The organism is Salinisphaera sp. T31B1 (genome assembly GCF_040361275.1).
In the GTDB taxonomy this organism is placed as follows: domain Bacteria; phylum Pseudomonadota; class Gammaproteobacteria; order Nevskiales; family Salinisphaeraceae; genus Salinisphaera.
Window position 1 is genome coordinate 328,070 of sequence record NZ_APNH01000002.1, and the last position, 21,002, is coordinate 349,071.

Genomic DNA, 21,002 nt, shown 5'->3' on the forward strand with positions numbered 1-21,002 from the left:
CAGTGAGCGTAAAAGCTTCAGTTGGACAGCAGTTTACGCGATCGACCGGCCGACGGCCTCAAACTGTTGTGCAAAATACAAACATTGGACTCGCCACGGGGCCGGAGCCCATCCGTCGCCGAGACAGGTCCCCGTCGCCTGCCCTCGACAGACATCAACTTAGATGATGTGTTTGTTGCAAACCATAGACCGGAGTAGGTATGCCTTCCATGCGCGCTTTTAGCTGCAACGCGAGATAGTGAGAGTAGTGGCGTGACTGAGCCAGGTTTCCGCCGTGGAACCATAGCCCTTCTTGCTGGGTCGGCTTCCACATGTTGCGCTGTTCGCCCTCCCACGGGCCGGGATCTTTCGGTGTATCGGACCCCAGGCCCCAGACCTTGCCGACCTTGTCGGCCACCTGTTGGGAGATCAGATCGGCCGCCCAGCCATTCATCGAGCCATACCCGGTGGCATAGATCACGACATCGGCTGGCAGCTCTGTATTGTTGGACAAGACCACGCTGTCTTCAGTGAGCGCCGTGACCTGAACGCCGCTCTCCAGCTTGATCTTGCCGTCGATGATCAGCTGTGAGGCGCCGACGTCGATATAATAGCCGGAGGCGCGACGCAGATACTTCATGAACAGCCCGGAATCGTCCGGACCGAAGTCCAGCATGAAACCGGCGTCTTCGAGCTCGCGGTAGAACTCGGCATCCTCTTCTCGAATGGTGTCGAAGATCGGCTTCTGGAAATCGGCCATGATGGCGTAAGGGATCGATGCGAACAGCAGATCCGCTTTTTCGGTCGTGATGCCGTCGGCCAGGGCTTGTTCCGAATACAGCGGACCCAGCGCATGTTTCATCAGCGATTCGGAACGCGAGATATGCGTGGATGAACGCTGGACCATGGTCACATCCACGCCGTGTTCAGCCAGTGCCGCACAGATATCGTGGGACGAGTTGTTCGAGCCGATCACCACGACCTTCTTGCCCTGCATCTCCTCTGGGCCTGCATGTTCGGACGAATGCTGCTGAAGGCCGCGAAAGCGATTCTGGCCCGGTAACTCGGGCACGTTCGGCTTGGCCGACATGCCGGTGGCGAGCACGAGCTGCTTCGGTTGCAGCGTGATCTGCTCGCCCCGGTGGTCGACCACGACAGTCCAGGTCTGTGTTTCGGGATCGTAGCTGGCACATTCGGCACGGGTCGAACCCCAGAAGTTGAGCTCCATGACCCGCGCATACATCTCCAGCCAGTCGCCGATCTTGTCTTTGGGCGAGAATACCGGCCAGTTATCCGGAAACTTGATATACGGCAGATGGTCATACCAGACCGGGTCGTGCAGACACAGCGATTTATAGCGTTTACGCCAAGAATCGCCTGGACGCTCGTTCTTCTCGACGATCAACGTTGACACCCCGTGCTGACGCAGCCGTGCGGCCAGCGCTATACCGCCCTGGCCGCCGCCGATGATCAGGACGTACGGCTGGGTCGTCACCCCCAGTTCGGCGAGCTCGGTTTCGCGTTCCTCGGCCCAGGACGGCTCGCCCTGCCGATCGCCGTGTTTGGCGCCCAGCGGCCGCGACGAACCCTGCGGTTCTTCATGGCCCTTGAGCTGGTGCATGGTGGTAAGCAGCGTCCAGATCAGGCCGTCCTTGAGCCGAACGTAGCCGTAACCGCTGGCCGCCGCTGTATCGAATTGGATGAACCCTTCGGTGATGCCATCGGCCTGCGTCGCGGGCTCGGCGTCATCGACGCTCCAGTCGGCCGGCCGGACCTCGTCGATACACGAATCGAGCATCTCGCGGATTTCGGCTTTGCCCTCCACGGTCTTGATGTTCCAGGTGAACGCCAGGAGATCGCGCCAATAGCACTCTCGGGAGAACAATTCGAGCGCGGCGTCGAGATCGCGATTGCTCAAGGCCCGGTTCAAGGCTGAAAGCACGCTTTGAATCTTTGCGGTGGCTGCAGTATCGAGCATCTTCACTCCTGGCTTGTCGCACGGCCGGTTCTTCTCGGCGATTGCCTCGCTCGAGGTTTTCTTCGACCCTGCCACAGCCGCCCAGCGACGACAATCCGTCGACCGCCCGGCATCGTAATGCCGGTAACCATTTCGGAAACGCTACAATTTCCCAAACCTTAATCGTCGACTCCGGCATGGCACATCCGCATTACCCGAAGCTTTTCGAACCGCTCGATCTCGGCTTCACGACGCTCAAAAACCGTGTCCTGATGGGTTCCATGCATACGGGCATGGAGGATTTCTTCTGGCACTACGACGAGCTGGCGGCCTATTTCGCCGAACGTGCCGCCGGCGGGGCCGGGCTGATAGTGACCGGTGGCATCTCGCCCAACATTGCCGGATGGGTATCGCCCCTGGCGGGACAGATGAGTCACCGGTTGCACGTGTGGCCCCATCGCAAGATCACACGCGCCGTCCATGCCGAAGGTGCGAAGATCTGCATGCAGATCCTGCATGCGGGCCGATATGGCTATCATCCGTTCATCGTATCGGCGTCGGATCGCAAGTCGCCGATCACGCCATTCAAGCCGAAACGACTCAGCACCCAGGACGTCAGGCGCACGATCGACGACTACATACGATGCGCAGAGCTTGCACGCGAAGCAGGCTACGACGGCGTCGAAGTCATGGGTTCCGAGGGGTATCTGATCAATCAGTTCCTGGTCGAGCGCGTCAACGATCGCGATGACGAATACGGCGGCAGTCTCGACAATCGCCAACGCCTGGCGGTAGACATCGTAGCCGGCATCCGTAAAGCACTGGGGCCGGATTTCATCCTCATCTACCGGCTGTCGCTGCTCGATCTGGTCGAAGACAGTCAGGGCTGGGCCGAGGTCGTCACACTCGCCCAGAAGATCGAAGCCGCCGGCGCAACGCTCATCAATACCGGTATCGGCTGGCACGAGGCGCGTATTCCCACCATCGTCACCCGTGTGCCGCGCGCCGGCTTTGCCTGGGTCACGGGCAAGCTCAAGAACGAAGTCCGCCTGCCGCTGTGCACGACCAACCGGATCAATACGCCCGATATCGCCGAGGGCCTGCTGGCCGACGGGACCGCCGACATGGTGTCCATGGCCCGGCCATTCCTGGCTGACCCCGAGTTCGTCAATAAGGCATCAGACGGCCGCGCAGACGACATCAACACCTGTATCGCCTGCAATCAGGCGTGTCTGGATCACACCTTCAAGGCCAAGCGCGCCAGCTGTCTGGTCAATCCTCGTGCCGGGCGTGAAACACGCCTGAATTTCCCGCCTCTGGCCCGCGCCCGTCAGCTGGCCGTGATCGGCGCCGGGCCGGCCGGACTGGAAGCGGCCACCCGCGCAGCCGAGCGTGGTTTCGAAGTCACCCTGTTCGATACGGCCCAAGAGATCGGCGGCCAGTTCAACCTGGCCAAGCGCGTTCCGGGCAAGGAGGAGTTCTTCGAAACCCTGCGATATTTCACCCGCCGGATCGACCAACTCGGTGTGACGCTTCGGCTGAACACGTTCGTGCAAGCCGACGATCTCCTCGATCAGGGCTTCGACGAGATCGTGATCGCCACCGGGGTAACGCCGCGCACGCCTGGGATCCCGGGGGTCGCCCATGCCAAGGTGGCTTCGTATGGCGATATCATCACCGGCCGGGTGACCGCCGGCGCCCGTGTCGCGGTCATCGGAGCGGGCGGGATCGGCTTCGATGTGAGCGAGTTTCTAACCCATACACGGCCGTCGCCGGCCGAAGACCGCGACCGGTTCTTCGCCGAGTGGGGGGTCGACCCCAGCGGCGACGCGGTCGGCGGCCTGACCACGCCACATCCAAGCCCGTCGCCGCGCGAGGTCTATCTGCTTCAGCGCAGCGACGAAAAACCCGGCAAGCGGCTGGGCAAGACGAGCGGCTGGGCGCATCGCGCGTCCCTACGCCACAAACACGTCACGATGCTGCAAGGCGTCAGCTATGAACGCATCGATGACGCCGGCCTGCACATTCGTATCGACGAACAGCCGCGTGTGCTGGCGGTGGACACCATCGTGATCTGTGCAGGCCAGGAAACCCGGCGCGAACTTGCCGATGCGCTTGAGCGGCGCGGCGTGCGCGCTCACGTGGTCGGCGGTGCGAAGCTCGCCGCAGAGCTCGATGCCAAACGTGCCATCCGCGAGTCGGCGGAGCTGATCGCCCGGTTGTAGACCACCGCCCGGCGAAGCGCCTGACGTCGCCCGACTTGCGGACCATGTGTCGCGAGTGGTCAGAGTGCGTCCAGATGCTGGCGAATGCTGTCGACGATCTGCGCCGCACTCCGCTTGACGGCCAATGCGGCGGCCTGCCCCGCCCATAGCGACATGTACTCGGCTCGGCCCTGTGCACCGGCGGCCGCGCGTACGTCCTTGGTCCAGGCGTTCTGGATCGGATAATCGGGCAGCTGGTCGGCCACCGGCGCCAGTTCGTCGATGAACCGGTTGCGAATACCACGGGCCGCCTTGCCCGAAAAAGCGCGGGTCACCACGGTCTCGCGGGCCGCGGGGCCTGCCAGCAAGGCCTCTCGATGGGCCGGCTGGGCGCCGCTTTCGTCACACACCACGAATGCACTGCCCATCTGGACCGCGCCGGCGCCGAGCATGAGCGCCGCTGCAACGCCTCGGCCGTCCATGATGCCGCCCGAGGCAATGACCGGCACCGACACGCTGTCCACGATCTGCGGCACGAGCGCCATGGTGCCGATCAATGCCTGCTCGGCCGGGTGCATGAACGTGCCGCGATGACCACCGGCTTCGGCGCCCTGGGCCACGATCATATCGACATCGATCGCGGCCAGCGCGATGGCTTCGTCGACGGTGGTCGCGGTACCGATGACCACGGTCCCGCCCTCTTTCAGCCGCGCAACCTCGACCGGCTGCAGCGCACCGAAGGTGAAGCTGAACACCGGCACGTGTGCCGCAACCACCGCTTCGAACTGGTCATCGAAGACCGGCGCATATCGCGCCGGCGGCGCGGGCCGTTCGATCCCCAGGTCGGCGCGGAAGACATCGAGCCGACTATTGCTGCGTTCCACCGCTGCCGCATCCTCGGCCGGCTCGCCGGGTACGAACAGATTGACCGCGAACCCGCGGCCGGTTCGTTCACGGGTTTGTTCGATCGTGCTCGTAATGGCCTCCGGGGAGAGATACCCGGCACCGATCGACCCAAGACCGCCCGACTCGGACACGGCGGCAACCAGTTCCGGCGTCGTCGTGCCGCCGGCCATGGGCGCCTGGATGACGGGCGTCTGCATGCCCAGCAGACGGACGATGCGTTTGTCGTATTTCATAGCGATATCTCGCGCGCGTGCGCTCCGTGGCTCAGGGCAGGATCCAGCCGACCACGCGGTCGTCGTGCGTGGCCACCCACTCGCGGGCGATCGTCGCCGGGTCTTCGCCGCCGAACGCCAGTCGGCCGGTCATCGTGATCAATTCAGATGTCGGAATCTCGAAATTCTCGAGCAAACGTACGATATTGGGATTGGTCTCGGCCAGTGTCGTTCGATAGGCCATTCGAATCGGCGATATCGGCCAGGCCGTGCCCTGCGACAGATCGCTGTCGGCCACGCCGTTGCCCACGATCGTCGCCCAGGTCGCCGGGTCCGAGTGCGGCTCGGAGACCAGCGTCAGGTCGAACGCCGCGTCGAAATAGCTCGGCTGGTAGCAGAAGAACAGAAACGGCACGTGCCGGCTGCGGTAACGACGCAGCGCGTGCACCAGCAGATCCGGATCGAAAGTGAGTTCGTCGTAGGCCGACAGATACCCATAGCCGGCGGCCCGGCGACGCTCGATTCGGCTCGAGGCCCAGTCGGGCGCTCCCATCCATAGGTCACCGCGGCCGTTGCCATCGAGATCGAAGATCGCCACATCACGCGGCTGTCCGATCTGCCGGATATCAGGTCCTGCCCCGGCCTCGACCGCCGCGCGGTTCATGCATAACCCCTGACGTCCTTCGGGCCCGCGCGGTGTGAGGGAGACGGTATGAAACGCATCGACATATCGTCGGATCAAGGGACCGAGATTGGATACCCATACGGCCGGATGAATGTCGATGCCTCCGGTCGACCGGCTCATCGAATCGAATATCCGTTCGTTGGCTGCCGGCTGAAGCGTGGCGTGGATATCGAAATACCGTTCGATGACTGCTTTGAGCACCTCGGCCTTGATCTGTGCGGCCGGCCAGTTGGGCACGCCGATACCCAGCTCGCGTGTCGGGCTCGCGCCGGTGACCATGCCCACGGGATTACTTTCCGAGCGCGTATGACCGCGCAGCTGCTGATACCCCAACGCATAGCCAAAACCGCCGAACACCATCAGAAAAACGAGCAGCGAGGCGCCGAACTGGGGGCGCCCATAAAAAACCCGTGAAACCGGGAGCGCGGCCGCCGCTGCCGTGCGGCGTTCACTGCCGCCGGCCCAGTCGGACAGCGTCTGCCGCGCACCAGCATGGCAAAGCTGTTGCGACTCGTTGGCGAAGGCCGCCCGATCCTTTTCGACGACCAGAAACAACAGATACGCAGCGACCGACGACATGGTCAGGGCAAAGCCGTCGAAGACGAACCCGTCACCGCGGAACAACACGGTCACCGCCACGTTGAACACGGCCAGCAGAACCAGCACGACATACTCGCCGCCAGAGATCATGTTCGCGCTCAACGCGACCAAGCGGCCGCCAGCCCGGGGCAGTGCGCGAAGTACCGAGGCCGCGGACGCGCAAGCCAGCCCGTCGGCCTGTCGTTCCAGGTCTTGCCCGAGCCGACGCAGTCGAGCCTGCTCCTCGGCCGTACCCGGCCCGGGCCCGGTGAACACGAGCACGTCCTCGACGTAGCTGCAGGCCTTGTGTGCCGATACGATCGGCAGCCCTGCACGCGCGGCCGCGTCGACCGCCTCGCCGAATACGAGGAGCTGTTCGGTGCGCTGTTCGACGTTGGCCGACACGCGCGTCAGGGCATAGGTCACCAGCAATGCGTAGAAGATCGTCGACACCGCCACCAGGTCGAAATAGCCGGCAAACGTGAATACCGGTGCAAACACGCACCATGCGCCGACCACGATCGTGAAGACATATAGCTGGTTGAACGACGAGCGCATCGGATAGCGTAAACCGATGAGCAGATTGGCCGAGACGATCATCACCGACGAGACTGCCTCGTAGCGGTTGAGCAGCCGCCCCTGGAGCAGAGCCATGACCAGCAGGGCGCCGATCGGCATGAGATACCACATGGCCGTGATGGCGGCATTTTTGGCCCGGTAGATGCTCAGGTCGTAGAGCGCGCTACCGAGACCCAGGATCAATACGCCGACCGCGATCGCGCCGCCTATCGAACGCGCATCGATCGCCGGCATGCCCTGCCCGCTCAGTCCCAGCACGACCAGGAAAGCCAGCGCGGCCAGCACTCGGACGAACAGCTCCGCAACCACCGCGATCGTGAATCCGCTGGCCTCATCGCCTTCGTCAGCGCCGATACGTAACAGGATTCGACGGCGCGCGAACACGTTCAGGGCCATGGCGATGCCCCCGGCCGCGGCCAGCAGCGCCACCTTCAGTACGAGCGTGTCCCACAGAATCCAGTCGACGAGATCGATCTCCTGGGCCATGAGTGTGGCGAAGCCGACGAACGACACCAGCACGAAGACATAGTCGCGCCGGTTCAGAGTGTGCCTGGAGATCCGTGTGGCCAGCGTATCGAACAAGAAGAACAGTACCGGCCACGACTCGAACACCAGGATCGCGGTCACATCGAATCGATCGCTGGCCGCCAGTGCCAGATACAAGAACAGATGGTTGATACAGATCAACCCGCCCGAGGCCAGCATGGGCACGGCCAGCTTAGCTCCCGGATGTCGGAGGCGGCTCAACACCCGCCGCGCCAGCGCTCGCGCCGGTGACCAGATCAGCACGATGACCAGCATCGACGCGGCGGCCATCGTATGCAGAAGTGTGCCGAGCTGAAGCGGTGTCTGGCTGGCCAGCAGCAGGTTGCTGGCAGGTGGATAGATCGCCCATAGGCCGATCGAGACCAGCATCAGCAATACGGGACGCACGAGGACGGAATGGCCGGTTTGCTGCATGAATCGAATCGGAGGCGGATCGGTGAAGCACGACGCGCCGTGGCATGATCGCTCGGCGTTGCCTTGCACCGGCGCGCATCCCCAAGCGCTCGTCGAGCGTCAGACTCTAACCGATCACAAACCCGGCGCGCAGCCCGACGGCCGGGCCGGCCCGCTAGCCGCCGTGTGTTTGATACCGGCTGATCGTGTCCACGAACACGCGGCCGTAAGCATCGCGCTTTTTCTGACCGACGCCGGGTACATGCTCGAGTTCGGCGGTGGTGGTCGGCCGACGCGCGAGCATCTCGCGTAGCGTGGCGTCGTGGAAGATCACATACGGCGGCACGTCCTGCTCCCGGGCCAGCTCGGTGCGCAGAGTGCGCAACGCTTCCCACAACGGCTCGTCCTCGATCTCGATGGGGGGCAGATCCTTCTTGAGCCGACTGCGACCCCGGCGTGCGCTTCGGTCCACGCGAAGCTCAAGCGTGCATTCGCCCTTGATCAGCGCCTTGCTGTCACCGGCCAGTCGAAGCCCGCCGAAGCGCTCATGATCGACCTGTAGATAGCCGAGTGCGATGAGCTGGCGCATCAGCGATCGCCATTTTCCGATGTCGACGGCTTGACCGATGCCGAAGGTCGACAGCTTGTCGTGGCCGGTGCTCGACGCCCGCTCGGATTCGACGCCGCGTAGATGATCGACGACATAGCCAGCACCGAAACGCTGTCCGGTTCGGTACACTGCCGACAGCGCCATACGCGCTGCCCGGGTCGCATCCCAGGTATCGGGCGGGTTCAGACAGGTGTCGCAATTACCGCATGCCTGCTGCAACGTCTCGCCGAAATAGCCCAGCAAATGAATACGCCGACAGCTGGCCAATTCGCAGTAGGCCAGCATGGCATCCAGCTTGCCGCGCTCCACGGCCTTGCGCTCGTCCGGCGCATTGCCCTGCTCGATCATGCGCCGACGCTGGATTACGTCGTTGAGGCCGTAGAGCATCCATGCATCGGCCGGTTGACCGTCACGTCCGGCACGCCCGGTTTCCTGATAATAGGCTTCGATGCTCGCCGGCAGATCCAGATGGGCGACGAAACGTACGTCCGGCTTGTCAATACCCATACCGAAGGCGACCGTGGCACAGACGATGACGCCCTCTTCTCGCAGGAAACGCGATTGATGATGATCGCGCAGCTGGGCCGGCAGCCCCGCGTGATAGGCCAGCGCCGTCCGACCCCGCGCATTGAGCCAGTCGGCGGTCTCCTCGACCTTGCGGCGCGACAGACAGTACACGATACCGGCTTGCCCTTCGTGCTCACGATCGATGAAATCGAGCAGCTGTTCGCGCGCCTTGCCCCGCTCGGCGACCCGATAACGAATATTGGGCCGGTCGAAGCTGTGCAAGAAGGTATCGGCAGCTTCCAGGCGTAGACGCTCGACGATCTCGGCACGGGTCGGCAGATCGGCGGTGGCCGTCAACGCCAGCCGCGGCACCTGCGGGAACTGGTCGGCCAGTGCCGCGAGCTGCCGATACTCGGGCCGGAAGTCGTGGCCCCATTGCGAAACACAATGGGCTTCGTCGATCGCGAACAGTGACAGTTCGCAGCCGTGCAGCAGATCCAGCGTGCGCGGCTGCATGAGCCGCTCGGGGGCGACATAAAGCACATCGAGCGTGCCGTCGCGGGTGTCGCGTTCGATCCGAGCCTGGGTTGGGCCATCGAGCGTCGAGTTCAGATATGCAGCACGGACGCCGAGCTGGCGCAAGGCCGCGACCTGATCCGACATGAGGGCAATGAGCGGCGACACCACGATCGCGACGCCGGGGCGAACCAGTGCCGGGATCTGATAGCACAACGATTTGCCGCCCCCCGTGGGCATGAGCACGAGTGCATCGCGCCCGGCGCAGACGCTGTCGATGATTTCGGCCTGACGCCCACGAAAGGCGTCGTAACCGAACACGTCCTGCAGGACGCTCAGCGGCTCGCGGCAAGCCAGGCCCATCTACTGAAGCATCCGCGCAGCCGAAGGTGCCAAGGGTATGACATAGAACAGCACGGCGAAGAAATGGAACACGCTGCCGCCAATCACGAACAGATGCCAGATCGCGTGGTTATACGGCAGGCGGTTCCATGCGTAGAAGATCACGCCGACCGTATAGGATATGCCGCCGGCCAGCAGCAGCCATACTCCGCCGGCGGCCACATGTTCGATCACCGGACCGATGACCAGCACCACGGTCCAGCCCATGGCGACATAGAAGGCGGTCGACAGATACTTGACGTCGTTGAGGCGAGTGAGCTTGATCACCACGCCACCGATGGCCAGCAGCCAGATCAGTGCGAACAAGGACCAGCCCCACGGGCCGCGCAGATTGACCAGGGTAAACGGCGTGTAGGTGCCGGCAATCAGGACATAGATCGCCAGATGATCGAAGATCTTGAGTACGCCCTTGGCCGCGGGCGGATGAATGGCGTGGTAAAGGGTCGACGACAAATGGCTGAGAATGAGCGAGACGCCGAAAATCGTCACCGCAACGACGTGCCAGACCGTGCCTTCAAGGGCGGCATAGACCACCATGAGCACCAGGCCCGCAATGGACAGGGCCGTGCCGATGCCGGAGGTGATCGCATTGGCGATTTCTTCCCCTAGCGTATAGCCAGCGCTGTTGACGCGACGCGACGTCTGCGCATTGTCCATGACCGAGTTCATGGCCTCATTCTGCCATGCCAACGCCCTATTTGCCGTTTCAATCGTGACGATAGAACGTGCGCCGGAACCCCGTAACGGTACGCCGGCGGTTACCGGTGCGTCGCTGTCAGCCCCGCGATCAGGGCCGGCAGTTTATGCCCGGGCGCCGGGTTGGCCCCGGCGCCGCACGAACAGGCCGATGCGTCGCGCTCGATCAGCCCGCCATCGAAAGAACCTACTGGTTGGCCGCTCGGGGCAGCGACGGTGACGCGCCGGTATCCGGCTCCTGAGCATCCCGGTAGTAGGTTTCCTTATCGAAGGTATCGACCTGAATCGCATCCAGACGGGCCCGCTCGGCGTCGCGAATCCGATCCGCGTCTTCGCTGTCGATCACGCCGGCTTCCACGGCGGGATCAAGTGCTTCGATCAGGCTCGGAGCGCTGATCTGTTTCTTGTGAAGCGCCTTTTTGACCTTCAATGTAGCCTCCTGCGCTGCACTGACCAGTCGCCAGGCGTGCAGCAGACGCCCCATGCCGGGCTCTTCGGCGCCGGGGTTGCCCAGTCCGGCGAGCGCGATACGTTCGTACTGCTCGCCCGGCGCCTGAATCGCGGCGGCCACGGCACGGTCCATTCGATCACCCGGCCCGGTGGACAACGGATTGATCCGCAGCCAGAAACGCCCCGGATAGCGCATCAGCCAGCCCAGTACCGGCACGTCGAAGTTCGCATAGATGCCTTCGAAAGCCTGCTGTATCTGCAGCAGGCTGTAGCGCAATGCCCAGTGGACGACGGGCAGATCTTCCTTCCTGGCGCCCTCGGCCTCGAAACGGCGCAACGTGGTCAGACCGAACAGCATCCAGGACAACGCATCGGCGAAGCGTCCGGACAGTTTGCCGCGCTGCTTGAGCTTGCCGCCGATCAAAAACATCGCCAGATCGGTGAGAAACGCAAACCGAGACGCCGCCCAGCCAAGCTTGCGGAAATACTGTGCGGTTTCGCCGGACACCGGGCTACGAACGGTCCGCCCTCGGGTCAGGCCGCGCACCACACCGCGCAGGAAGTTCATCGCCGAATGACCGAGCCAGCCGAGGATGGCTTTGCGGAACGCCGGCACATCGTCGTTCTGAATCGCGTTCAGCGTGGGCAGCGCGTAAGGGTGACAGCGTACTGCCCCCTGACCAAAGATCATGAGTGTACGCGTCAAGATATTCGCGCCTTCAACCGTGACGCTCACCGGCGCACCGATATAGCCGGCTCCGAGGATGTTGTTCGGGCCCTGCATGACACCGGCCCCGGCCATGACGTCCATGCCGTCGGTGACCATTCGCTGCCCGACTTCGGTGGTCTGCTGCTTGAGAATCGCCGAGATCACCGGCGGGTGATTGCCGTTGTCCACCCCGGCGCAGACGTATACCCGCGCCGATTCCATCGTGTAAGCCATCGCGGCGATACCGGCCACCTTCGCCTCTACACCTTCCATCAGACCGATGGGGATGCCGAACTGTTCGCGCACGATGCTGTAGGGGCCGACAGCCGCCGCACTGGCTTTGGTCAGCGCCACGCCGCCGGCCGGCAGCGACACCGCCCGACCGCCGCCGAGCTGCTCCATGAGCATTCGCCAGCCCTGGCCGGCGCCGTCGGCGCCGCCGACGATGTTCTCGGCCGGCACGACCACATCCTCGCCGATGATCGTGCCGTTATCGAACGCCGAAATGGGCAGATGATGTTCGCCCAGATGCAGCCCCTTCATGCCTTTCTCGAGCATCACCACGCTGATGCCTGGATGCTCGCCCTTGCCCAGCAGGTTGTCGGGATCGTGCAACGAACAGGCCAGGCTAACCAGGTTGGCCACGGGAGCCAGCGTGATGTAGCGCTTCGAGAAGTTCATGCGAATCTGCGGCGCGCCGTCCTCGCCTTCGAACACCACGCCCTCGGCCTTGATCGATGCCGCGTCCGAACCCGCTGTCGGCTCCGTCAGGCCAAAGCACGGGACGTATTCGCCGCGCGCCAGGCCCGGAAGGTACTTGTCTTTCTGTGTCTGCGTACCGTAAGCGATAAGCAGTTCGGCGGCGCCCAGCGTGTTGGGGATCACAACCAACGTGCCGATCGGACCGAGCCCGGATGTCTTCATCATGACCGCGCTGCGGCCAAGTACCGAAAAACCGGAACCGCCGTACTCCTTCGGAATGATCAATCCGAAAAAGCCATTTTCCCTCAAGAACTGCCAGATATCGTCGGGAATCCGACGGGTCTGGCGTAGCGCCCAGGTGTCCACCCGGCGGAGCAATTCCTCGACCGGCCCATCCAGGAACGCCTGCTCTTCGGCCGACAACTGCGGATAAGATTCCGCCATCATAGCGTCGAAATCGGGATTACCGCTGAAAAATTGACCGTCGACCCAGACAGAGCCGGCCTCAAGGGCGTGTCGTTCGGTATCTGAGATCTTGGGCAGAAGTTTGGCGTCGTTGATCTTCTTCAAAAGCGTGGCGAACATGAGGCCTCCGTGAGCGTTGACACGAGCGTCGAGGTACGGGCGGTCGACCGCTTGAGCAGAAACGACGTCTTTTCTGTGACCTGACTATACGCTGCCGTATTGTCGCAGACAAAGATAATTTGTATTACCGGCGATCGCGACCGCGCTACAACGAATCATGATTACCACGCACAATGTCTGATTGCGTGCAATTATTAAGGGCTTTGAGCCAAACTTGGGCACACGTGGGCTGATTGCTATCGTAAGTCACCTGATATCCCGTAATGGTGATTACCATTGATCGATCGATACCCACGAACCACCAGCGAACGCCAGCGCACGCTCGCCCAGCTCGACCAGGCCACGCGTGAACGGATCGAGGCCGCCGCGCTCGAGTTGTTCTCCGAGCGCGAGTTTCATCGGGTCAAGCTGATCAACATCGCGCGGGATGCACGCATCAGTCTGCAGACGCTGTACAAATATTATGGCAGCAAGGAAACCGTGCTGTTCGCGAGTCTGGACACCTGGCTGGGCGATCTGGCGAGCCGCATGATCGATCATCTTCAGGGGATCGAGAATTTCGAGGATCGTCTTCGCAAGGTGTTCTGGGTGCTGCTGGATTATTTCGAGCGCAACCCGAAGGTAGCGCAGATCATCCTGAGTTCGGTCTATCTCAACACCTGGCGAGAGGACGACACGTTCCGTCAGCCGGCGCTTATGTCGGTCTTTCTCAACGTGATCAACGAAGGACGCGAACTTGGCATCCTCACCCGCGAAGTCGACGAGATTGAGATCTCCGATTTCATCTGGGGTGTGGCCAATCGCGTGGTCGCCATGTGGCTGGTTCGAGGCCGCAAGGAGCCGCTCGCGGCCAAGGCGCCGGCGATGTTCGGTATGGTCTGGCGTGCCATCGCCAGCGAACGGGTGCTGGCCGAACGCCTGCTCGCGGATCAGGTGCCGCAGCGGGCCTCGGCCGCTGGCTAGATACGCATCGCTATAGCGTGAACGTTGGCCGGGCCGTCTCGAGCATACCGGCCAGTAGTGTCTCGATACGCCGTTGCGTGGTGCCGTTGTCCTGAGCGGAGAACTGGATACCGATGCCGGCGGGTCGCTGTATGCCGGCCGAGCGCGGCGTCAGCCAGATCACCTTGCCGGCCACCGGCAATCGTTCGTTCTGTGCCGCAAGGTGCAACAACAGGAACACGTCGCTCCCCATATCGTACCGCGCCTTCCCGAGGGTCTCCTGATGCACGAACAAGCCGCCATTGCTGACGAACGGCATGTACGAGGCATAGAGTTCGTCGTTGTCGGCGATGTCCATGCGCACGATGCCGGACTGGCTGGCGATGTTCGGTTCGGTCATCATGATGTCGCTGGCCTGCGTTTGAGCGATGCCTTCAAATCGAGCAGAACCGACTCTATCACCAGCTGCCAGTCGGCGTTAGTACCTGCCAGTCGGGCGGCCTCGGCGACCTGGGCCAACCAGGGCTGAAGCGCGGCCGGATCCAGCCGGTGTGCAATCTGTAGCAGCGTTCGCGGCAACGTCGTATCGCGCTCGTCGTTCAGGGCCACCGCCATCAGCGCCGCCGCACGGCGATAGAGCCAGTCCAGCCACAGATCGACCGGCTGTCTTGCCATGCCCTCGGCAACGCTGGAGACATCCTGCCGGTTGCGGATCACCGCCGACAGCGCATCGTCCCAGCTTCGTGACAAGCCATCGTAATCGCGTTCACGCCGATCCTGGACCGCAAACGGTGTGCGCAGACTGTCTGCGTCCAACCCCGCAGTATCCACTTCCTGCGCCTCGAACCACATGCGCGCCATGTCCGCGGACGGCGGTGGAACCCGCCAGAGCTGGCACCGGCTGCGTATGGTAGGCATGAGCGCGGAGACATGGTTGGTAATAAGCAGGATATGGCAGTTCGGCGGCGGTTCCTCGAGCGTCTTGAGCAGGCTGTTGGCCGCGCTGGGCGATAACTGTTCGGCCGGCTCGATCCAGCCGACCCGTCCACTGTCGTACTGCGGCGTCAAGTACAGTCGGCGCGTGAACGCACGCACCTGTTCGACCTTGATCTGCCGGCCAGGCTCCTCCGGCACGAGACGCGATATATCCGGGTGTGTCGCAGCGGCCACCTGTCGACAGGCAGCGCACACGCCGCAGGCCTCGCCGGCATCGCTGCGTTCGCGACACAGCAACGCCGCCATCATGTGATCGGCGAACAGGCGCTTGCCCACGCCCGGCGGCCCGCAAACGAGCAGCCCGTGCGCCACGCGGTCGCGTTCGATGGCGTGGGCGAAATGAGACCACAACTCGGCCTGCCAGGCCGGCAATATGCCGGATGCGTCGCTACTCACAGCCACTCCGCGATCGCGCGTCGTATCTGGTCGGCGACGTCCTGCCATTCGGCATCGGCCCGAATGATCCGATAACGGTCGGGCGCGGCCGCCGCTCGGGCGCGGTATGCGGCGCGCACGGTGTCATGGAACGCCAGCGTCTCTCGATCGAATCGGTTGGCCTCACCGCGGCGCCCGGCGCGGGCCAGGCCGGCCTCGACCGGCAGATCGAACAACAGCACGCCGTCCGGCCGTCTGTCGCCCTGAACCAGCGCTTCGAGGGTTGCCACCGCTGCATCACCGAGCCCCCGCCCCTGGCCCTGATAGGCAAAGCTGGCATCGGTAAAACGGTCGCTGACGACCCAGGCGCCGCGCGCAAGCGCTGGCTCGATAACCTCGTCCAGATGCGCAGCCCGGGCGGCGAACATCAGCAGCAGCTCGCTCATGGCCGGCATCGGCGTGTCGAAATCGGCCATGAGAACAGCACGTACGGCTTCGCCGAGGGCCGTTCCACCGGGTTCGCGGGTCTGTACCACCTCGTAGCCAGCTTGGCCGATCGCATCGGCCACCGTCGCCAGCTGGCTGGACTTGCCGGCGCCCTCACCCCCCTCCAGCGTGATCAGTCGTCCCGGCTTGTCTGTCGTGGCCGCCATCAGGAACCGCGCTGGTATTTGTCGACCGCCCGGTTGTGTTCGGCGAGCGTATCGGAGAACACGTGGCTGCCGTCGCCTCGCGAGACGAAATAAAGCGCCGTCCCGGCGTCCGGATGCAGCGCCGCATGGATCGATTCACGAGACGGCATGGCGATCGGCGTCGGCGGCAAACCGGGCCGCGTATAGGTGTTGTACGGCGTATCCCGGCGCAGATCGGCGCGACGGATGTTGCCGTCGTAGTTTTCGATGCCGTAGATCACGGTCGGATCGGTTTGCAGGAGCATCCCTTTTTTCAGGCGCCGGGTGAATACGCCGGCGATGCGTGTCCGCTCGGCCGGCACCGCGGTTTCCTTTTCCACGATCGAGGCCAGAATCAGCGCCTGATAAGGGGTGTCGACCGCCGTCTCGTCGGAGCGCTCGGCCCAGGCCTTGTCCAGGTACTGCTGCATGGCATCATAGGCCCGCTTCAGGAAGTCGATATCCGTCATTCCCCGCGGATATAGATACGTATCGGGCATGAAACGCCCCTCCGGCATTTCACCCGGATGGCCGATGGCCGCCATGAGTTGTTCGTCACTTTTGCCCGTCAACCGGTGATCGAGCGCGTCGCTGTCCGCGATCAACTGCCGAAACTCACGGAAGCGCCAGCCTTCGACCAATGTCATCCGGTACTGCCGCGTCTTGCCCGAGACCAGAAGCTCGACCAGATGCGCCGGCGTCTGTCGAGCTGGCACGACATATTCGCCGGCCTTGATACGGCTGGCCGTGCCGGTGGCGCGGGCATAAAGCGACAGGTACCGGGCATCGCGCGGCTTGACCATGATGCCGTCATCGACCAGACGCTTGGAGATCGCCCGAAAACTCATGCCCGGCTCTACCGTGATCAACTGACCGGACTGATTGGCCAGCGGCGTGCTGAAAAAACGCCAGGCATCGGCCGCGAGCAGGCCGCCGCCGATCAGTACGATCAGGAAAAAGAGGAGCGCGGCCCGTTTCAAGACCGTTGCCCGCCAATGGCACGTTTGTAGAGCTGCGTGTTCAATCGTTGTCCTTCATCAATGCCTGCAGGTATTCGCGAGCTGAATCGCTGGACTCGAATCGCTGCCCGCCGAGCCGTTCGACCGGGATCGGCCCACTCACACTGTTACAGGCGACCGCCGCGCAATACCGGCCGAGATCGGCGAGATTGACATCCCTCTCGTGCACGCGCGTTCCGGCGCTGCCCAGTGCCGTCATCAGCCGCTGCCGCGTGGCCCCGATGATACCTGCCCGCGCCAGCGCCGGTGTCACCCACTCCCCGTCGGTCTGCAGAAAGACAAGATTGCGCATGGTGGTCGAAACGATGCGCCCGGCACTGTCGCACATGAACGCATCCGACACGCCGGCGTGCTCGCATTCCTGGCGCGCCAGTACCTGCTCGAGCCGGTTGAGATGCTTCACGCCGGCCAGGCGGGGCTGCTCGGCCAATATTACAGGCGAGCGTTCGAGTACCAAGGTGCCCGGCACGGACTCGGGAAGCGGATGCGCGGAGACGATGCGCCTTACGCTGCCGGCGGGCGGAGTGTAGCCGCGACCGCCGCTCCCGCGGGTGATCATGATCTTGAGCACGCCAGACCGCCCGTTCGCGAAGAGTGCTTCCGATTCGCCGCGCAGACGCTGTGTGTCCGGCGCCGGCAGCGACAGGCGTGCACAGTCGTGGGCCAGACGCTGGATATGTACCGCCCAGGCCTGAATATTGCCGTGGTCGACCCGCAACGTACGAAACACGCCGTCCCCATAGGCCAGACCGCGGTCATCGCCCGGCACACGATCGGCGCGTTCGCCATCGATGATCATGGAATCAGCCATGCGCATTGCCGGACGAGTCCACGAAGCTTCTGAGCACGCCTCGGGCCTTGACACGCGTTTCCTCCAGTTCCTTGCCCGGATCTGAATCGGCGACGATTCCCGCTCCGGTGCGTAACGTCAGCTGCCGGCCTTGCTGGGTGAGCGAACGGATCACGATATTGCTATCCATGCGTCCACAGCGGCTCAGGTAGCCGATCGCGCCGGTATAGGCGCCGCGACCCTCACCCTCGAGCTCGGCGATGATCTCCATGCAGCGCACCTTGGGACAGCCCGTGATCGTGCCGCCGGGAAACACTGCCGCGAGCGCACGGCCCGGGCCGACGCCTTCGGCCAGAACCCCGCGTATGTTCGACACGATATGATGAACGTGCGCATACGATTCGGTGACCATCAGTTCGTCGACCGCGATACTGCCCGGACGACAGACACGGCCGAGATCATTTCGTTCGAGATCGATCAGCATGATGTGCTCGGCCCGCTCTTTCGGATGCATCAGAAGCTCCCGGGTCATCCGTCGATCGGTGCCACGCGTGCGTGGTCGGGTTCCCGCGATCGGCCGCGTTTGTGCGACGCGAGCGTCGATGAGCAACAGTCGTTCGGGCGAAGAGCAGCATAGTGCCACGCCGGACCATTGAACGAGTGCCGAAAATGGTGCGGGATTCGCCGCACGCAGCGCTGCATAGACGCTCGCAGGCGGCACATCGTCGGCGAGTTTGCCCGACCATTTCCGCGACAGATTCACCTGAAACACGTCGCCTGCGCGGATCAGCGCGCGTATCGCCTCCACCTGCTCGCAATAAAGTTCGCCTTTGGATTCGCACCATGCGGCTACCGGTGCGTATCGGGCCGCGTCTCGATGGCGACGCAAATCCTCGACCATTGTCGTTACACATTCGTGGTCGCGATTCTCCGCAAGCACGTACAGGCGTCCGGCCTGGCGATCGTGCACGACAGCGGCCGGACATCGAACCGCCAGCGCATCCGGCAACGCCGCATCGGAGGGCCGAGGCAACGCAAGCCTCGGCTCGACACCGGCTGCCATCTCATAACCGAGATACACGAACCAGCCACCGATGAATGGCATGCCCGGTATCGGGTGCGCAGCGGTCGTTTCGGCGAGATGGTCCAGCGTATCGAAGAACCGGGATGCGGGAGCGTCGGCGCCCACCGCGATCTGCTCGCTCGGAAAAGCGAGTAGCAGATCGTAGCGACTTTGTGCCGACGCACCGGCACTGCTCTCCAAAAGAAACGGATAGCGATCCGGGCTCGCCGAGGCTAGCGCGAGCAGATCGGCGGACCCTGCCGGAGACGACCACTCCGCCACCGCTACATCGCCTGCCTCATATCGGCGCGGCGCACTGGTGTACACCGGGTCAGACCCGACGAACGACGCTCAATCGAGACGCTTGAAGATCAGCGACCCGTTCGTGCCGCCGAAACCGAACGAGTTCGACAGCGCAGCATTGATTTTCATCGAACGCGCCTCGTGCGGCACATAATCCAGATTGCATCCGTCGGCCGGATTGTCGAGATTGATGGTCGGCGGTGCGACCTGATCTCGGATCGCCAGCAGCGTGAAGATCGCCTCGGCAGACCCTGCCGCGCCGAGCATATGGCCGGTCATGGATTTCGTGGAGCTGACCGCCACGTCCTTCGCTGCGCTGCCCAGCACCGACTCGATCGACTGGCTTTCGGCGACATCGCCCACGCTGGTCGACGTGCCGTGGGCATTCACGTACTGGATATCGGATGGGTTGAGCTGAGCGTCGGCCAGCGCATTGGCCATGCACTGACGGGCGCCGCGGCCACTCGGCTGGGTGATGTGATACGCATCGCCGCTCATTCCGAACCCGACGACTTCACCGTAGATATTCGCGCCGCGGGCCTTGGCCTGCTCGTACTCCTCGAGCATCAGCACGCCAGCGCCATCCGAGAGCACGAAGCCATCACGGTCGACGTCCCAGGGCCGGCTCGCGGCCTGCGGATCATCGTTGCGCGACGACAGTGCCCGGGCGGCGCAGAAACCGGCGAGACCGATCGGGTTGACGGCCATTTCACAGCCACCCGCGAGCATCGCATCGGCATCGCCGGCCGCGATCAGACGGGCAGCCAGACCGATGTTGTGAACACCGGTCGTGCAAGCAGATACCGCCGCGATGTTGGGCCCGTGCAGGTTCAATTGAATCGAGACCTGGCCGGCCGCCATGTTGGCGATACTGCTGGGAATGAAGAAGGGGGAGACTTTCTTCGCGCTGTAGTTCGACTCGTGGAAACCGACACAGGTCTTCAGGATCGTGCCGATCCCGCCGATACCGGAGCCGACGGCCACGCCGACCCGGTCGTTGTACTCGTCGTCGAGCGTCAGCCCACTGTCGTTGAACGCCTGTACGGATGCCGCCACGCCGTAGTGCACGAACGGATCGTAGCGCTTGGCTTCCTTGGCAGACATGTACTGCGTGACATCGAAGTCACGAATCGGCCCGCCGAAGCGGGTCGGATAACCGGACACATCGAAGCTTTCGATGGTCGAAATCCCACTGCGACCGGCGAGGATTCCCTCCCAGGTCGATGCGACATCCAGTCCGAGCGGGGAGATCAATCCGAGCCCGGTTACCACTACGCGACGCTGTCTCAACGACGCCCCCTATTGCTAATCGCCGCCACTGGCGACGGTTTGGAGTTCAGCCGGCCGGCATGACGCGCGGCCGACAGCGTGGAAGTGCCTAGCCCTCGGCGTGCGACTTGATGTAATCGACCGCGTCCTTGACGTTGACGATCTTCTCGGCTTCCTCGTCGGGAATATCGATTTCGAATTCCTCTTCCAGAGCCATCACCAGCTCGACGGTGTCGAGCGAGTCGGCGCCCAGATCGTCGACGAACGACGCTTCCGAGGTGACCTGATCTTCGCTGACCGACAGCTGCTCGGCAATGATCTTCTGTACTCGTTCTTCCACACTACTCATCGGGTTCT

General features: G+C 63.3%; 16 protein-coding genes. 2 read left to right on the forward strand and 14 right to left on the reverse strand.

Features of this window, described 5'->3' with window-relative positions:
• Positions 1–154: 154 nt before the first annotated feature.
• Positions 155–1,957: an NAD(P)-binding domain-containing protein gene (locus T31B1_RS08390; protein WP_353249034.1), complete on the reverse strand. Its 1,803-nt coding sequence runs from the start codon at positions 1,955–1,957 to the stop codon at positions 155–157.
• A gap of 176 nt (positions 1,958–2,133) precedes the next feature.
• On the opposite strand from T31B1_RS08390, the gene T31B1_RS08395 reads away from it, so the two are divergent.
• Positions 2,134–4,161 carry an oxidoreductase gene (locus tag T31B1_RS08395; RefSeq protein WP_353249035.1) on the forward strand — a complete coding sequence of 676 codons (2,028 nt, stop codon included), beginning with the start codon at positions 2,134–2,136 and terminating at the stop codon, positions 4,159–4,161.
• A 59-nt stretch (positions 4,162–4,220) separates the two neighbouring features.
• Here the strand turns inward: T31B1_RS08395 and T31B1_RS08400 are convergent, their stop codons facing one another.
• The 5 genes from T31B1_RS08400 to T31B1_RS08420 all read right to left on the reverse strand — a co-directional run bounded on the left by T31B1_RS08400 (position 4,221) and on the right by T31B1_RS08420 (position 13,217).
• Complete coding sequence (locus T31B1_RS08400) at positions 4,221–5,279, reverse strand: NAD(P)H-dependent flavin oxidoreductase (protein ID WP_353249036.1); 1,059 nt, start codon at positions 5,277–5,279, stop codon at positions 4,221–4,223.
• 31 nt (positions 5,280–5,310) lie between these two features.
• A complete protein-coding gene (locus T31B1_RS08405; RefSeq protein WP_353249037.1) occupies positions 5,311–8,061 on the reverse strand; it encodes a glycine betaine ABC transporter substrate-binding protein in 2,751 nt (916 codons plus the stop codon).
• A gap of 154 nt (positions 8,062–8,215) precedes the next feature.
• The gene (gene recQ, locus T31B1_RS08410) at positions 8,216–10,036 is read right to left on the reverse strand and encodes a DNA helicase RecQ (RefSeq protein WP_353249038.1); all 1,821 of its coding nucleotides are present in this window, start codon (positions 10,034–10,036) and stop codon (positions 8,216–8,218) included.
• On the reverse strand, positions 10,037–10,744 hold the full coding sequence (trhA, locus tag T31B1_RS08415) for a PAQR family membrane homeostasis protein TrhA (RefSeq protein ID WP_353249039.1): 708 nt from the start codon (positions 10,742–10,744) through the stop codon (positions 10,037–10,039).
• A 214-nt stretch (positions 10,745–10,958) separates the two neighbouring features.
• Positions 10,959–13,217 carry an acyl-CoA dehydrogenase gene (locus T31B1_RS08420; RefSeq protein WP_353249040.1) on the reverse strand — a complete coding sequence of 753 codons (2,259 nt, stop codon included), beginning with the start codon at positions 13,215–13,217 and terminating at the stop codon, positions 10,959–10,961.
• A 276-nt stretch (positions 13,218–13,493) separates the two neighbouring features.
• Between T31B1_RS08420 and T31B1_RS08425 the strand changes: the two genes are divergently transcribed.
• Positions 13,494–14,180 carry a TetR/AcrR family transcriptional regulator gene (locus tag T31B1_RS08425; protein ID WP_353249041.1) on the forward strand — a complete coding sequence of 229 codons (687 nt, stop codon included), beginning with the start codon at positions 13,494–13,496 and terminating at the stop codon, positions 14,178–14,180.
• A 10-nt stretch (positions 14,181–14,190) separates the two neighbouring features.
• On the opposite strand, the gene T31B1_RS08430 is transcribed toward T31B1_RS08425, so the two are convergent.
• The 8 genes from T31B1_RS08430 to acpP form a co-directional block, all read right to left on the reverse strand.
• Positions 14,191–14,562, reverse strand: a complete 372-nt coding sequence (locus tag T31B1_RS08430) for a PilZ domain-containing protein (RefSeq protein WP_353249042.1) — start codon at positions 14,560–14,562, stop codon at positions 14,191–14,193.
• On the reverse strand, positions 14,559–15,551 hold the full coding sequence (holB, locus tag T31B1_RS08435) for a DNA polymerase III subunit delta' (protein WP_353249043.1): 993 nt from the start codon (positions 15,549–15,551) through the stop codon (positions 14,559–14,561). Before holB ends, T31B1_RS08430 begins: the two co-directional genes overlap by 4 nt.
• The gene (gene tmk / locus T31B1_RS08440) at positions 15,548–16,183 is read right to left on the reverse strand and encodes a dTMP kinase (protein ID WP_353249044.1); all 636 of its coding nucleotides are present in this window, start codon (positions 16,181–16,183) and stop codon (positions 15,548–15,550) included. The genes holB and tmk overlap by 4 nt, the downstream gene beginning before the upstream one ends.
• Positions 16,183–17,181: an endolytic transglycosylase MltG gene (mltG, locus tag T31B1_RS08445; protein ID WP_353249045.1), complete on the reverse strand. Its 999-nt coding sequence runs from the start codon at positions 17,179–17,181 to the stop codon at positions 16,183–16,185. Before mltG ends, tmk begins: the two co-directional genes overlap by 1 nt.
• A 40-nt stretch (positions 17,182–17,221) precedes the next feature.
• Positions 17,222–18,031: an aminodeoxychorismate lyase gene (gene pabC / locus T31B1_RS08450; protein WP_353249046.1), complete on the reverse strand. Its 810-nt coding sequence runs from the start codon at positions 18,029–18,031 to the stop codon at positions 17,222–17,224.
• Positions 18,024–19,355, reverse strand: a complete 1,332-nt coding sequence (locus T31B1_RS08455) for an aminodeoxychorismate synthase component I (protein WP_353249047.1) — start codon at positions 19,353–19,355, stop codon at positions 18,024–18,026. The genes pabC and T31B1_RS08455 overlap by 8 nt, the downstream gene beginning before the upstream one ends.
• Positions 19,356–19,424: 69 nt before the next feature.
• Positions 19,425–20,666 carry a beta-ketoacyl-ACP synthase II gene (gene fabF, locus T31B1_RS08460; RefSeq protein WP_353249048.1) on the reverse strand — a complete coding sequence of 414 codons (1,242 nt, stop codon included), beginning with the start codon at positions 20,664–20,666 and terminating at the stop codon, positions 19,425–19,427.
• Between the two features lie 88 nt (positions 20,667–20,754).
• A complete protein-coding gene (acpP, locus tag T31B1_RS08465) occupies positions 20,755–20,994 on the reverse strand; it encodes an acyl carrier protein (RefSeq protein ID WP_006912784.1) in 240 nt (79 codons plus the stop codon).
• Positions 20,995–21,002 lie beyond the last annotated feature (8 nt).